16 protein-coding genes are annotated in these 13,204 nt (G+C 75.4%); 9 read left to right on the top strand and 7 right to left on the bottom strand.

The window, feature by feature from the left end; genetic code table 11:
* Positions 1–164: 164 nt before the first annotated feature.
* Positions 165–1,169 carry a DUF4349 domain-containing protein gene (locus tag AB0L25_RS23530; protein WP_500174811.1) on the top strand — a complete coding sequence of 335 codons (1,005 nt, stop codon included), beginning with the start codon at positions 165–167 and terminating at the stop codon, positions 1,167–1,169.
* A 12-nt stretch (positions 1,170–1,181) separates the two neighbouring features.
* On the opposite strand, the gene hemE is transcribed toward AB0L25_RS23530, so the two are convergent.
* On the bottom strand, positions 1,182–2,198 hold the full coding sequence (gene hemE, locus AB0L25_RS23525; RefSeq protein ID WP_500174875.1) for a uroporphyrinogen decarboxylase: 1,017 nt from the start codon (positions 2,196–2,198) through the stop codon (positions 1,182–1,184).
* 248 nt (positions 2,199–2,446) lie between these two features.
* On the opposite strand from hemE, the gene AB0L25_RS23520 reads away from it, so the two are divergent.
* The 3 genes from AB0L25_RS23520 (at position 2,447) to AB0L25_RS23510 (ending at position 4,782) form a co-directional block, all read left to right on the top strand.
* Positions 2,447–2,662 (top strand): hypothetical protein, encoded by a 216-nt coding sequence (locus AB0L25_RS23520; protein WP_500174810.1) that lies wholly within the window; start codon positions 2,447–2,449, stop codon positions 2,660–2,662.
* Between the two features lie 136 nt (positions 2,663–2,798).
* Complete coding sequence (locus AB0L25_RS23515; RefSeq protein WP_500174808.1) at positions 2,799–3,365, top strand: DUF3000 domain-containing protein; 567 nt, start codon at positions 2,799–2,801, stop codon at positions 3,363–3,365.
* Between the two features lie 19 nt (positions 3,366–3,384).
* Complete coding sequence (locus AB0L25_RS23510; protein WP_500174807.1) at positions 3,385–4,782, top strand: ribonuclease D; 1,398 nt, start codon at positions 3,385–3,387, stop codon at positions 4,780–4,782.
* Between the two features lie 63 nt (positions 4,783–4,845).
* Here AB0L25_RS23510 and AB0L25_RS23505 read toward each other — a convergent pair whose 3' ends face one another.
* From AB0L25_RS23505 to AB0L25_RS23485, 5 genes are all read right to left on the bottom strand, one after another.
* Positions 4,846–5,208, bottom strand: coding sequence for a hypothetical protein (locus AB0L25_RS23505; RefSeq protein WP_500174806.1), 363 nt, complete (start codon positions 5,206–5,208; stop codon positions 4,846–4,848).
* Positions 5,209–5,271: 63 nt separating this feature from the next.
* Positions 5,272–6,465 carry an ABC transporter permease gene (locus AB0L25_RS23500; protein WP_500174804.1) on the bottom strand — a complete coding sequence of 398 codons (1,194 nt, stop codon included), beginning with the start codon at positions 6,463–6,465 and terminating at the stop codon, positions 5,272–5,274.
* Positions 6,462–7,151, bottom strand: a complete 690-nt coding sequence (locus AB0L25_RS23495) for an ABC transporter ATP-binding protein (RefSeq protein WP_500174803.1) — start codon at positions 7,149–7,151, stop codon at positions 6,462–6,464. The genes AB0L25_RS23500 and AB0L25_RS23495 overlap by 4 nt, the downstream gene beginning before the upstream one ends.
* A complete protein-coding gene (locus tag AB0L25_RS23490) occupies positions 7,148–8,188 on the bottom strand; it encodes a peptidoglycan-binding protein (RefSeq protein WP_500174802.1) in 1,041 nt (346 codons plus the stop codon). The genes AB0L25_RS23495 and AB0L25_RS23490 overlap by 4 nt, the downstream gene beginning before the upstream one ends.
* Positions 8,185–8,664 carry a hypothetical protein gene (locus AB0L25_RS23485; RefSeq protein WP_500174801.1) on the bottom strand — a complete coding sequence of 160 codons (480 nt, stop codon included), beginning with the start codon at positions 8,662–8,664 and terminating at the stop codon, positions 8,185–8,187. The genes AB0L25_RS23490 and AB0L25_RS23485 overlap by 4 nt, the downstream gene beginning before the upstream one ends.
* Positions 8,665–8,831: 167 nt before the next feature.
* Between AB0L25_RS23485 and AB0L25_RS23480 the strand changes: the two genes are divergently transcribed.
* Entirely contained in the window at positions 8,832–9,422 is a 591-nt protein-coding gene (locus AB0L25_RS23480; protein ID WP_500174800.1) for an aminoglycoside phosphotransferase family protein, read from the top strand.
* On the opposite strand, the gene AB0L25_RS23475 is transcribed toward AB0L25_RS23480, so the two are convergent.
* Positions 9,388–10,173 carry a helix-turn-helix domain-containing protein gene (locus AB0L25_RS23475; RefSeq protein WP_500174799.1) on the bottom strand — a complete coding sequence of 262 codons (786 nt, stop codon included), beginning with the start codon at positions 10,171–10,173 and terminating at the stop codon, positions 9,388–9,390. The genes AB0L25_RS23480 and AB0L25_RS23475 overlap by 35 nt on opposite strands.
* An 86-nt stretch (positions 10,174–10,259) precedes the next feature.
* Between AB0L25_RS23475 and AB0L25_RS23470 the strand changes: the two genes are divergently transcribed.
* The 4 genes from AB0L25_RS23470 (at position 10,260) to AB0L25_RS23455 (ending at position 13,184) form a co-directional block, all read left to right on the top strand.
* Positions 10,260–10,646, top strand: coding sequence for a nuclear transport factor 2 family protein (locus AB0L25_RS23470; RefSeq protein ID WP_500174798.1), 387 nt, complete (start codon positions 10,260–10,262; stop codon positions 10,644–10,646).
* A 156-nt stretch (positions 10,647–10,802) separates the two neighbouring features.
* Positions 10,803–11,336 carry a hypothetical protein gene (locus tag AB0L25_RS23465; protein ID WP_500174797.1) on the top strand — a complete coding sequence of 178 codons (534 nt, stop codon included), beginning with the start codon at positions 10,803–10,805 and terminating at the stop codon, positions 11,334–11,336.
* Positions 11,337–11,379: 43 nt separating this feature from the next.
* Complete coding sequence (locus AB0L25_RS23460) at positions 11,380–12,042, top strand: response regulator transcription factor (protein ID WP_500174796.1); 663 nt, start codon at positions 11,380–11,382, stop codon at positions 12,040–12,042.
* A complete protein-coding gene (locus AB0L25_RS23455; protein WP_500174795.1) occupies positions 12,039–13,184 on the top strand; it encodes a sensor histidine kinase in 1,146 nt (381 codons plus the stop codon). Before AB0L25_RS23460 ends, AB0L25_RS23455 begins: the two co-directional genes overlap by 4 nt.
* Positions 13,185–13,204 lie beyond the last annotated feature (20 nt).

The raw sequence follows: 13,204 nt of genomic DNA, 5'->3' as shown, positions 1-13,204 counted from the left end.
ACCGGCCCGTCCGGGGCGCGGCCGGCCCGGCGGGGGCGCCGGCCGTGACCCGGACGTGCCCGGTTCGTGCCCGTATCGCGATTCGCCCCGCGGAACGGTGATCTGCACCACTCCGTCCAAGCCGCATGCGGATCGCCAGAAGCGTCAGGCAAGCGACATTCGTGTTGGTCACCCTACTCCTGGCCGGGCTGCTCGCCGGTTGCTCGGGCGGGAGCGAGTCGGCGGGCGGCGCGCCCGCCGAGGCCCGCGACGAGGGGGCCCGGCAGGGCGGCGGCGCCGCCCTGCAGAAGGAGCCGAGCGCCGCGGAGGGCGAGGAGGGCGGCGGGAGCGGCGGGGAGCAGGGCGCCCGCGGCTCGGACGCGAAGCTGCCGTCCGCGTCCCGCGCCGTCGTCTACACGTCCGAGCTCAGGGTGCGCGCGGACGACGTGGAGAAGGCCGCGGTCAGGGCCAAGCAGCTCGCGACCGCGGCGGGCGGCTACGTGGGGCGGGAGTCGGCGAGCAGCCGCCCGCCGCGCGCCGAGATCGCGCTGCGGATCCCCGCCGACCGCTACGCGGACCTGCTGGCGCGGCTGAGCTCGGAGCTGGGCGAGAAGCTGTCGCTGACGCAGGAGGCGGAGGACGTCACGGCGGAGGTCGCCGACGTCGAGAGCCGCGTCCGGTCGGCGGAGGCGACGCTCGCGTCGTTCCGCAAGCTGCTGGAGCGCGCCGAGTCCCTCGACGAGATCATGAAGCTCGAGGACGAGATCTCCGAGCGGGAGTCGGACCTGGAGTCGCTGCAGGCCCGGCACAAGGCGCTCCAGGCGAGCACCGGCTACGCGACCCTCACCGTCACCCTGGTCGGCAAGGTCGAGCCCAAGAACGAGCCCAAGGAGGACGAGGCGGGCGGCTTCCTCGGCGGCCTGCGGGACGGCTGGGACGCCTTCAGCACGTTCGCCGGCGGGATCGCCGTCATGCTCGGCTGGCTGCTGCCGTTCCTCGTGACGCTCGCGGTGCTGGCCGTCCCGGTCTACCTGCTCCGGCACCGGCTGCGCGCGCGGTTCCGCGCGTGGACGGACTCGCGCGGACGTCTCGCGCCCGCGCCGCACGTCCCGGGCGCCACGGGCCCGGGCGCCCCGCCGCCGGGGCCGTCCGGCCCGCCGTCCACCGGCGGCACCGGCGGGAACCCCTGACCCGCGCGAACGTCAGGACGTGCGCTCCGCGCTCGCCTCGTGGACCAGGTCCGCGAGGCGGGCCAGCACGTCGGGGTCCGTGGACGGCAGCACGCCGTGCCCGAGGTTGAAGATGTGCCCCTCCGCCGTGCGGCCGCGGGCGAGGACGTCGCGCGCGCGCTCCTCGACCGTCTCCCACGGGGCGAACAGGATCGCGGGGTCGAGGTTGCCCTGCAGGGCCTTGCCGGGCTCGACGCGGCCGACGGCCTCGTCCAGCGGCACCCGCCAGTCGACGCCGACGACGTCCGCGCCGGCCTCGCCCATCGGGCCGAGCAGCTCGCCGGTGCCGACGCCGAAGTGGATGCGCGGGACGCCCAGCGGCTCGACCGCCGCGAAGATCCGGCGGGTGTGCGGCAGCACCGACGCGCGGTAGTCCTGCTCGGCGACCGCGCCCACCCAGGAGTCGAACAGCTGGACGGCGCTCGCGCCCGCGGCGACCTGGATCTTCAGGAACTCGATCGTGAGGTCGGCGAGCCGCTCCATGAGGGCGGACCACAGCTCGGGCTCGCCGTACATCATGGCCTTGGTGCGTTCGTGGTTCTTGGACGGGCCGCCCTCGATCAGGTACGAGGCGAGCGTGAACGGGCCGCCCGCGAAGCCGATCAGCGGCGTGCCGCCCAGCTCGCCGACGAGGCCCGCGACGGCCTCGGCCACGTACGGGACGTCGTCCGGTTCGAGCGGGCGCAGCGCGCCGAGGCCCGCCGCGTCCCGGATCGGGTCGGCGATCACCGGGCCGACGCCGGGCTTGATGTCGAGGTCGACGCCGATCGCCTTGAGCGGCACCATGATGTCGCTGAAGAAGATCGCGGCGTCCACGGCGTACCGGCGCACCGGCTGCATCGTGATCTCGACGATCATCTCCGGCCGGGTGCAGGACTCCAGCATCGGCACGCCCTCGCGCACCCGCAGGTACTCCGGCAGCGACCGCCCCGCCTGCCGCATGAACCACACGGGCGTGTGCGGGACCGGCTGGCGGCGGCAGGCCCGCAGGAACGGGCTCTCGTTGTCAACCACGTCTGAGATGGTCCCACGAAACACGCACGGCCACGCACCGACCCCGCACTCCCGCGGAGCGCGTAGAGTCCCGGCGCGGCGACGCGCGTACGTCCGGTGGGCGCATGAAGTTCCGGACACGCCGAGCGAAGTCCCGCATTCTGTCGGCGGCTCATGCGAACGTGATCCGTGTCATAGGTGAGGGAGGTTCCCCCTTGTACTGCTCCACCTGCGGTGATGAACGTATGTTCGAGCAGCCGCCGTGCCCCGACGGGCACGGTCCCGACTGTCCCGAGCGCGCGTGCGTCGACTGCGGCACGGCCGTCCTGGTCGGTCCCGACCCGGCCCCCGATCCCGCGCGCGATCCCGCGCGCGCCCGCGACGACGCCTCCTCCCGCCCGTCCGCCCGCCGCACCGCCGGCGCGTCCGGCGACGGCGCCTCCACGCGGACCGCGGCCTGACCGGCCCGGCCCCCGAAACGAAACAACCTGTGCTGTGCCTGTTCCCCCTCCATCTCCGCCCGTCGCCGCGCGCGGCGGCCACCCGCCCCGGCATCACCGGCCCGACGCCCGCCCGCACGCACCGGCCGGTGCGCCCATGACGCCGCCCGCCTTCCAGCGGGTCCTCGACACGTTCCGCGAGTTCCTCGAGGGCCCGGCCGTCCGGCCGGAGCTCGACCTCGAGGACATGCCCGCCCCGCAGCGGCTCGCGCCGCACGCGGCGGCGCTGTCCGGCAGCGTCTACCGCGACGACGACACCGAGGTCGCCACCGGACGGCTGATCGTCCTGTACGACCCGGAGGGCCAGGACGGCTGGACGAACGGGTTCCGCGTCGTCGCCTACATCCGCGCCGACCTCGAGCCCGACATCGCCGCCGACGAGCTGATCGGCTCCGTCGCGTGGGACTGGCTGCTCGAGGCCCTCGAACCGGTCGGCTACGCGGGCGTGTCCGGAACGATCACCCGTGCGGTCTCCGAGAGCTTCGGCGACAAGCGCGACGAGCCGTCCACCACCGAGCTGGAACTGCGCGCCTCGTGGTCCCCGACCGGCGACGACGTGGCCGGCCACGTCGCCGCGTGGATCGAGGTGATGTGCACCACGGCGGGCCTGCCGCCCACCGGAGTCGCCGCGCTGCCGGGCGGACCCGGCGGCGGAGGCGGCTGAGCGACGTACGGTAGGGGGCGTGAGCACAGCGTCCGAAACCGAGGCGGCGGGGGAGAACACGGAAATCGTGGGAATGTCCGAGACGCGCGCCACCGGCCCCGACGGTGGTTCCGGGGCGCGGAAGGCGGCCGGGAGCGTTCCGGACCCCACCGGCGGCGACCCGCCCGCCACCGATGCGTCGAACGGCGCTCCCGCGGACGCGCCGGCGGCCGTCCCGCTGCTGGAGCCGCGCGAGGGCGTCCCGCCGGTCGTGGCGGACGCCGCCGGCCTGGAACGCGTCATCGCCGCGTTCGCCGCCGGGCACGGCCCGGTCGCGGTCGACGCGGAGCGCGCGTCCGGCTACCGGTACGGGCAGCGCGCCTACCTGGTCCAGCTGCGCCGCGCCGGGGCCGGCACCGCGCTGATCGACCCGGTGGCCTGCCCCGACCTGTCCGGGCTGGACGCCGCGCTCGCCGACGCCGAGATCGTCCTGCACGCCGCCAACCAGGACCTGCCGTGCCTCGCCGAGGTCGGGCTCGTCCCCCGGCGGCTGTTCGACACCGAGCTGGCCGGGCGCCTGCTCGGCTACCCCCGGGTCGGGCTCGGCTCCATGGTCGAGAACGTGCTCGGGTTCCTGCTGGAGAAGGGGTACTCGGCGGCCGACTGGTCCAGCCGCCCCCTCCCCGAGGACTGGCTGCGCTACGCGGCGCTGGACGTCGAGCTGCTCGTCGAGCTGCGCGACGCCCTGCACGACGAGCTGACGGCGGCCGGGAAGCTCGAGTGGGCGCTGGAGGAGTTCGCGGCGATCCTCGCGACGCCGCCGAAGCCGCCGCGCGCCGACCCGTGGCGGCGCACGTCCGGGATCCACCGGATCCGCAACCGGCGCGCGCTCGCGATCGTCCGGTCGGTGTGGGAGATGCGCGACAAGATCGCGCGGGAGCGGGACCTGTCCCCCGGCCGGGTGCTGCAGGACGCCGCCATCATCGAGCTCGCGCAGCAGGCCCCGCAGACCCTCGCCGACCTGCAGGCCCTCCCCACCATGCGGGGCCGCGCCGCCCGGCGGCACCAGTCGGCGTGGCTGCGCGCCGTGACGCGCGCCCGCGAGCTGCCCGACCGCCGGCTGCCCGCCGCGAACCTGCCCGGGGACGGTCCGCCGCCCGCGCACCGCTGGGCCGACCGCGACCCGGAGGCCGCGAAGCGGCTCACCGCCGTGCGCGCCGTCGTCGCCGGGCTCGCCGAGGAGAACTCGATGCCCGCGGAGAACCTGCTGCAGCCCGACGTGGTCCGGCGCCTCGCGTGGACGCCGCCGGACGAGCCGTCCGCGTCGGTGATCGGCGCGGAGCTGCGGCGGCTCGGGGCGCGCCGCTGGCAGGCGGCGCTCACCGCGCAGCCGATCGCGCGCGCGTTCCTGCGGCTGGAGACCAAAGGCGAGCTGTAGGCCCGGCCGCGGGCCCCTTCCCCGCGGGAGCCGCCCTCCCCGGCCGCGGGCCGGGAAGGGCCGCTACAGGTCGGGGAGGGGGTCGCGCGGCAGGCTGTCGCGGTCGAAGACCTCGGCGTCGGCCGCATTGATCACGGCGATGTACTCGTCGTCGATCTCGAACCGGCCGCCGGCGAACATGAACGACGCGCCGGTGCCCGTCTCCACCGGCCCGATGCGGGTCCCGCGCGGGTAGCCGCCCCACACGCTCTTCGGTTTGGTGCGGCTCAGCGCGCCCGTGGTGATCACCGAGATGCGGTCGTCGGTGATCACGAAGATGAATCCGGCGCCGCCGCCGTGGCTCTGCGCCGGGAAGATGTAGCGGATCTCCCCGTCGATGCCCAGGAAGTCGCGGCAGGTCTTGCGAAGGGGGCCTGGCACGGGCATGGCGGTCGGGACACCTCCCCGGGGGCGGGACGTCGTCGGCGATGTCAATCATGCCCCGACTCGTCACGCCGTGGCCAGCGCCGCCGTCGGCGACGACCGCGCCGCCCGCATCGCCGGATACAGCCCCGCCGCCGCGCCGACCAGCAGCGTCGCCGCGAACGCGCCGCCGAGCGCCCAGCCCGGCACGACCGGCGGCCAGCCCCGGACGAGCGCGAACGCCGCGGTGACCGCCGCGCCCAGCACCGTCCCGGCCGCCCCGCCGAACCCCGACAGCAGCAGCGACTCGGTGAGGAACTGCGCCCGCACCTGCCCCCGCGTCGCGCCCAGCGACCGCCGCAGCCCGATCTCGCGGCGCCGCTCCAGCACCGAGATCACCATCGTGTTCGCGACGCCCACGCCGCCGACGAGCAGCGCCACCGCCCCGAGCCCCAGCAGCAGCCCGGTGAACGCCCCCGCCGCCGCGGCCTTCGCCTCCAGCGCGTCCGACGGGCGGCTCACCTCCACCTGCTCCGGGTGCTGCGGGTCGGCCGTCCGCGCGAGGGCGTCCCGGACGTCCGGCACCGCCCCGTCCGCCGCCCGCGCGTAGATCGTCGTCGGGTGCCCGTCGAACCCGAGGTACCGTTCGGCCGCGTCCCACCCGACGAGCACCGACCGGTCGATCTCCGGGGCGAGTTCCGCGGGCGCCAGCACCCCGAGGACCGTGAAGTCCCGGCCGCCGATCCACACCTGCGCGCCGGGCCGGTCGACGCCGAGCCGCCGCGCCGCCTCCGCCCCGAGCACCGCCCCCGGATACCGGACGTTCGCGTCGTTCAGCGCCCGCCCCTTCTCCATCCGGGCCCGCAGCGTCCCGGGCAGCCCCACCGTCGCGGCCTGCACGCCGATCCCGTGCGTGACCTCCTCGGGGATCGCGCTCGTCCGCCGGACGGTCGCGTCCACCACGCCCGTCGCGGCGACCGACGTGACGCCCTCGGCCCGGCCCACCATGCCCGGCGCCTCCCGGGGAAGCCGCGCCTCCTCCCCGAACAGGGTCTCGCCGGGCCCGGCCGTCAGCAGGTTCGTGCCGAGCCGGTCCAGGCGCCGCAGCAGGTCCTCCTGCCCGGACGCGGAAATGCCGATCACCGCGGTCATCGTGGCGATGCCGATGGCGACGCCGAGCGCCGACAGCACCGCCCGTCCCGTCCGCGCCCGCAGCCCCGCGAGGCCCGTGCGCAGCACGTCCGCGGGCGCGAGCCGCGCCGGCCGCAGCCCCGCGCTCATCGGACGCCCCCGCGGTCGGCCCGCTCGTCCGCCACGACGCGGCCGTCGCGGACGCGGACGCGGCGGGGCATCCGCGCGGCGACCTCCGGGTCGTGCGTGACGATCGCGACCGTCGTCCCGTCCCGGGCCAGGTCGTCCAGCAGCGCCAGGGCCTCGGCGCCCGCCGCGCTGTCGAGGTTGCCGGTGGGTTCGTCCGCGAGCAGCAGGTCCGGCTCGCCGACCACGGCGCGCGCCACCGCGACCCGCTGCCGCTCCCCGCCCGACAGCTCGTGCGGCCGGTGCCCGACCCGTTCGCCGAGCCCCACGCGTTCCAGGGCCGCGCGCGCCCGCTCCCGCCGTTCCGCCTGCCGCACCCCGGCGTACAGGAGGCCGTCGGCGACGTTGTCGAGGGCCGTCACGCCCTCGGCGAGGTGGAACTGCTGGAACACGAACCCGATATGGGTCGCCCGCAGCGCCGACAGCTCCCGGTCCGACAGCCCCGCGACGTCGTGCCCGGCGATCCGCACCGTCCCGGACGTCGGGCGGTCGAGCGTCCCGATCATGTGCAGCAGCGTCGACTTGCCCGACCCGGACGGCCCCGTGATCGCGGTCGCCGCCCCCTCGGCGATCACCAGGTCGACGCCCCGCAGCGCGGCGACCCCGCCCGGATACTCCTTCGTCACCCCCGAAAGCTCCACGATGTTCATCCGGCGGGCACCCCCACCCGCACGCCGTCCGCGAGTCCCTTCCCGGCGACCTCGACGCGCCCGCCGCCGAACGCCCCGACCGTCACCGGCACGACCCGGGACCCGGCGCCCGCGACGACCTCGACCCCGAACCCGCCGTCCCGGAGCGCCAGCAGCGCCTCGACCGGCACCGACAGGACGTCCTCGCGGCGCTCGGCCACGAGCTCCACGCTCACCGGCGCCTCGTCGAACCGCCCCTCGTACTCCACGCTGATCTCGACGTCCACCGTGGTCGTCGCGTCCTGCCCGCTCCCGCCGCTCTCCGCGACCGCGCCGACGTCCGCGATCACGCCCTCGACGCTCGTCCCGCCCGGGAGGTCCACGGCGACCTTCGCGCCCTCCTCCGCGAGGTCCTGCCGGTCGGCGTCCAGGTCGACGTGCACCACGCGTTCCGTGCCCGACACGGTGAGGATCGGCTGCCCCGGCGAGGCGCGCCCGCCCTCGGGCGCCTTCGCCGCCCGGACCAGGACGGCCCCGTCCTGGAACACCACCTGCGACGGATCGACCGTCCCCGTCACCTCGAGGCCCCGCTCGTCCTGCCACTCCCGGACCGCGTCCGCGGTGGCCGCGGTGAAGTCGCCGTCCACGGTCATCCAGTCCCCGTGGCCGAGCGCCTTCAGATTTTCCTCCAGCGCGCGAACGTCCTTCCCTTCGTCGCCCTGCCCGAGGGCCCGGTACATGGGCGCTTTCCCGTACATCAGCGTGACCGGCCGCCCGTCGATCGCCACGAGCGTCTCCCCGCGCTCGATCTTCGCGCCCCGCCCGGGCGTCCACGTGACGACGCCGCTCGCCGCCGTCCACACGTCCCGGACGCCCGCGTAGGTGATCGTCCCGTCCACGGACTCGGTGTCGACCAGATCGCCCCGCTGCACGGGCGCCGTCGCGGCCGGCCCCGTCCGTCCCGCCCGGGCCGGCTCCTCCCCGGCCGTCCAGACGACGGCGCCCGCGGCCACGCCCACGCCGACGACCGCGCCCGCCGCCACCACGGCGCGCCTCACCGGCCGGCCCCCGGCAGCGCCTTCTCGCACGCCGCGCGCGCCCGGTCGAGCCGCCCCGGGTCGATGTCCCCCTCCGGCAGCCGCACCGTCCCGTCCGGCGCGGGATCGGGCACGTCGACGCCGTTCTCCCGCATGCACCGCGCGAACTCCACGTACCGGTCGCGCACCTCCGGATCCTTCAGGTCCGGCAGCATTCCCCCGGCCTGCAGCAGCGACCGGCACGCGTCGAGCGCCTTCTCGAGCTTCTCCCCGCCGGCGCCCTTCCCGAGCACCCGCGTGCCCTGCTCCCCGGACCCGGGGTCGGGCACGTCGACCCCGTTCTCCCGCATGCACCGCGCGAACTCGAGCTTCGCGTCCTCCGCGGCCGCCGACCCGGTCGGCGAAGCCGCCGCCCCCGTCGCGCCCCCGCCGCCGCACCCGGCGAGCCCCACCACGATCGGCACCGCCGCCACCACGGCCCACACCCGACGTCCCATGACACCCTTCCCGCCGAAGCACCCTGCCCCGACGGCAGCCATGTGACATCCCGAGGGGTTAAACCCGCATTAGCCGCCGCCGCGTCCGCGTAGGGTGCTCCGGTGATCGAGGTACCGGACGCGTTCGCGCGGGGCACGGTCGAACGGGAGGGGGCGGCCGGGGCGGCGTGGCTCGCCGGCCTGCCCCGGGGCGGCTCGCCCGGCGGCTCGCCGTCCCGGCGCCGTCCGGCCTGCCGCGGCTGCGCGACCGGGCGGACGAGTGGGAGGCCCGGCTCCGCGCGGACGCCGGGGAGCTGCCGCACACGATGCCCCGTACGGTCGTGGACGCCGCGGTCGCGACCGTCCGGGAGCTGGGGCGCGACCAGCCGGAGGCGCTCGTCCACGGCGACCTGCACGCGGGGAACGTCCTTCGCGCCGAGCGCGAGCCGTGGCCGGCCGTCGATCCCAAGGGCGTCGTGAGCGACCCGGCCTACGACGGCGGCACGCTGCTCAAGGCGCGGGGCCCGGCGTTGCTGGAGGCGGACGATCCGCACAAGGCCGTGCGCCGGTTCCTGGACGTCTTCGCCGAGGCCGCGGAGCTCGATCGGGAACGCGTCCGGCGCTGGGCGCAGCTCCACGCCGTCCAGGCCGCGTTCCACGGCCGCCGCCACGGGTTCGGGATCGCCCGGAGCGGTCCGTGGCTGGAGCGGCTCACAGAGTTCGCGGACCGCCTGGCCGAGTCGCTCACTGGTCCGGCGGGGGCGTCCAGAGGGCGGTGAAGTGGGCGGCGGTCTCGTCGTCGGCCGGGTAGTAGGACTCGATCGACACCTCGGCCAGGGTGATGTCCATCGGGGTGCCGAAGGTGGTGGTCGTCGAGAAGAGCCGCAGTTCCCGGCCGCCGAAGCGGACGATCATCGGGATCACGACGTCGGAGTCGATCGAGCGGCCCGCGTCCTCGGGGTGGTCGGGCGCCAGGAGTTCGGTGTAGAGGGCGGCGAGCTCGGGGTCGGGTGCGGCGGCGAGCTGGCGCGAGATCCGGGTGCGGAACATCGCCCGCACGTCGGCGACGTTGACGACCATGCCCGCGAGGCCGCGCGGGTCGAGGCCCAGGCGGACGAGGTTGACCGGGGGGCGCAGGAGGTCGGGGGCGACGTGCGCGAAGAACAGGTCGATGGCGCGGTTGGTCAGCACGATGTTCCAGCGGCGGTCGAAGACGAGCGCCGGGTACGGTTCGTGCGCGCGCAGGACCCGCGCGACCGCGTCGCGGGCGGCCGACAGCGCGCGGTCGTCGAGGGGGCGTTCGGGGTGGCGGGGGGCGAAACCCGCGGCGAGCAGCAGCGTGTTGCGCTCGCGGAGCGGCACGTTCAGGTGGTCCGCGAGCCGCAGGACCATGTCGGCGCTCGGCTTCGACCTGCCGGTCTCGACGAGGCTGACGTGCCGGGCCGAGACCCCGGCGGCGAGCGCGAGGTCGAGCTGGCTGATGCGGCGGCGGTGCCGCCAGTGGCGAAGCAGTTCCCCGACCGTGTGCATGATCGACGAGGGTACTCGGCACGGCGCCGGACGCCATGAAATGCCATTTCATCGACAATCGGCTCGGGCGCGGAAAAACTGCCTCCATGACCACGGAGAACAAGGGGCTCGTCGAACGGGCACTGGCGGAACTGATCAGTACGGGCGATGTCGAGGCGCTCGGGAAATTCCTCGCGGACGGCTTCGTCCATCACCGGCCGGACGCGACGTCGTCGACGAAGGACGAGTGGCTCGCGGCGGTACGGGCGGCGCTGGTGCCGCTCGCGGGGATGGAGGTCGAGGTCCGGCACTTGCTGGCGGACGGCGACCACGTCGTGATGCACTCGCGGCGCCGGCTTCCGGACGGGCCGGAGATCACGGTCGTCGACATCTGGCGGGTCGAGGACGGCCTGATCGCCGAAGGCTGGGAGATCATCGAGCCGACGGCGCAGGCCGCCGCGAACCTGGCGTGGTGGGACCCGGCTACGGCGTGAGGTGCCGCGGGCGGCCGCACGGAAGTCCGCGACCGCCCGGTACAGGACGCGTTCGCGCTCGGCGGCCGTCTCGAGGTCCGCGGGCCTGCGGGACGCGTCGCCGGCGCGGGCGTCGTCCACCAGGCGCCGCACCACCTGGGAGAGGTCGCGGGACGCGTGCTCGACGCGGTCGACGGCGTCCGCGATGGACGGCGGCCCCTCCAGCAGGACGATCTCCACGGTGCGGTGGACGTCCCGGGCGAGGGCGATGAAGCGGTGCAGCCGCTCGTCGACGTCCCGCAGGTCGGGGTCGTCGCGGCCGAGGGCCTCGCGGACGGCGTCCAGGGCGACGTCGCGGTCGTACAGGGCGGTGAGGTAGGCGGCGTAGGCGGCGCGCCGCTGCTCGCGGCTCCACTGGTTCCGCTGGACGCGCGCCTGCACCTTGCCGTTGACGAAGGCCGCGGCGAGGGTGGCCGACGCGCCGATCCCGGTGCCGATCAACGCGGCGACGCCCGCGTCCATGCGTCCCCTCCCGGCCGGGTCCAGAACGCCTCAACCCTACGGACATGTCGGCCTTATCGGAACCGCAAAGTTCGACACTCTCGCCAATACCATTCCTGGGGGCTTTTTCTGTTTTCGGGGTCCATGGCGCAGTACGACCGGAGCGGTTGGCGGCCCCGGCGGCGGTCTCGGCTGGGCTGGCGGGGGTGAGGGCTTATCCGGGTTTAACGTGCCGGACGGCATGCTCGCGGGCATGCGGGTTCTGATCGTCGAGGACGAGCGGGTGCTGGCGGACGCGATCGCCGAGGGGCTGCGCGAGGAGGCGATCGCCGTCGACGTGGCCTACGACGGGGACGCCGGGCTGGAGCGGGCGTCGTACCACGAGTACGACGTGATCGTGCTCGATCGGGACCTTCCGGCGGTGCACGGCGACGACGTCTGCAGGGAGCTCGTCGCGCGGGGTCACGCGGGGCGGATCCTGATGCTGACGGCGTCCGGGGACGTGGAGGACCGGGTGGACGGGCTGGCGCTGGGGGCGGACGACTACCTGCCGAAGCCGTTCGTGTTCGGCGAGCTGGTCGCGCGGGTGCGGGCGCTCGCGCGGCGGTCGGGGCCGCCGGTGCCGCCGGTGCTGGAGCGGCGGGGCGTCCGGCTGGATCCGCACCGGCGGCGGGTGGAGCGGGACGGCCGGGAGGTGCGGCTCACGAAGAAGGAGTTCGCCGTGCTGGAGGAGCTGCTGCGGGCCGAGGGCGGGGTGGTGAGCGCGGAGCGGCTGCTGGAGCGGGCGTGGGACGAGAACATCGACCCGTTCAGCAACATCGTGCGGGTGACGATGGCGACGCTGCGGCGGAAGCTGGGGGCGCCGCCGGTGATCGAGACGGTCACCGGCGCGGGGTACCGGCTGGAGGAGCGGTGACGCGGCCGAGCGTCCGGACGCGGCTGACGCTGGTGTACGGGTCGCTGTTCCTGGTGACGTCGGCGGTGCTGGTCGCGGTCATGTACCTGATGACCGTGCAGAGCATGGACGCGGGGTTCGCGCTGGAGGACGATCCCGTCATCACCGCCGACGACCTGCGGGCGCTGTCGGAGGGCGACCGGATCGAGGCGCTGATGGGGCTGCGGGAGCGGGCCGAGGAGGCGCTCGCCGACCGGCGGGCGAACGTGCTGGAGCGGCTGCTGGAGGGCGCGCTCGTCACGGTGGGGGTGCTCGGGGTCGTCGCGGTGGCGATCGGGTACGTGGTCGCGGGGCGGATGCTGCGGCCGATCCACACGGTGACGGCGACGGCGCGGCGGCTGTCGGAGAGCACCCTGTACGAGCGGATCGGGCTGGAGGGCCCGCAGGACGAGATCAAGGACCTGGCGGACACGTTCGACGGGATGCTCGACCGGCTGCACCGGGCGTTCGACGCGCAGCGGCGGTTCGTCGCGAACGCGTCGCACGAGCTGCGGACGCCGCTGACGATCAACCGGACGGTGCTGGAGGTCGCGCTGGCGAGCAGGAGGAACCCGCCGGAGACGAAGGCGCTGGCGGACGTCCTGCTGGGCAACACGGCGCGGCACGAGCGGCTGATCGACGGGTTGCTGCTGCTGGCGCGGTCGGAGCGGGAGCCGACGGCGCCCGCGCCGGTCGATCTCGCGGACGTGGCGCGGGGCGCCCTCGACCAGATCGACCGGGAGGTCGACGCGCGGCTGGCGCCGGCGCCGGTCGCCGGGGATCCGGTGCTGCTGGAGCGGTGCGTCGGGAACCTGCTGGAGAACGCGGTGAAGTACAACGTGCCGGACGGACGGGTGTGGGTGCGGACGGGCGTGGACGGGGAACGGGCGTTCGCGCGGGTCGAGAACACGGGGCGGGTCGTGCCGGAGTACGAGGTGGAGCGGATCTTCGAGCCGTTCCGGCGGCTGCGGGCGGACCGGGTGGGGTCGGCGGACGGCGCGGGCCTCGGGCTGTCGATCGTGCGGGCGGTGGTGACCGCGCACGGGGGCGAGGTCGAGACCGTGCCGCGTCCGGAGGGCGGGCTGTCGATCACGGTTCGGCTGCCCGCGCTGTCACCTCGCTGACAAACGGGCGCGCGCGGCGT

The sequence above is a fragment of the Spirillospora sp. NPDC052242 genome, assembly GCF_040679555.1.
In the GTDB taxonomy this organism is placed as follows: domain Bacteria; phylum Actinomycetota; class Actinomycetes; order Streptosporangiales; family Streptosporangiaceae; genus Spirillospora.
This window is presented reverse-complemented; position numbering and strand designations above follow the sequence as displayed.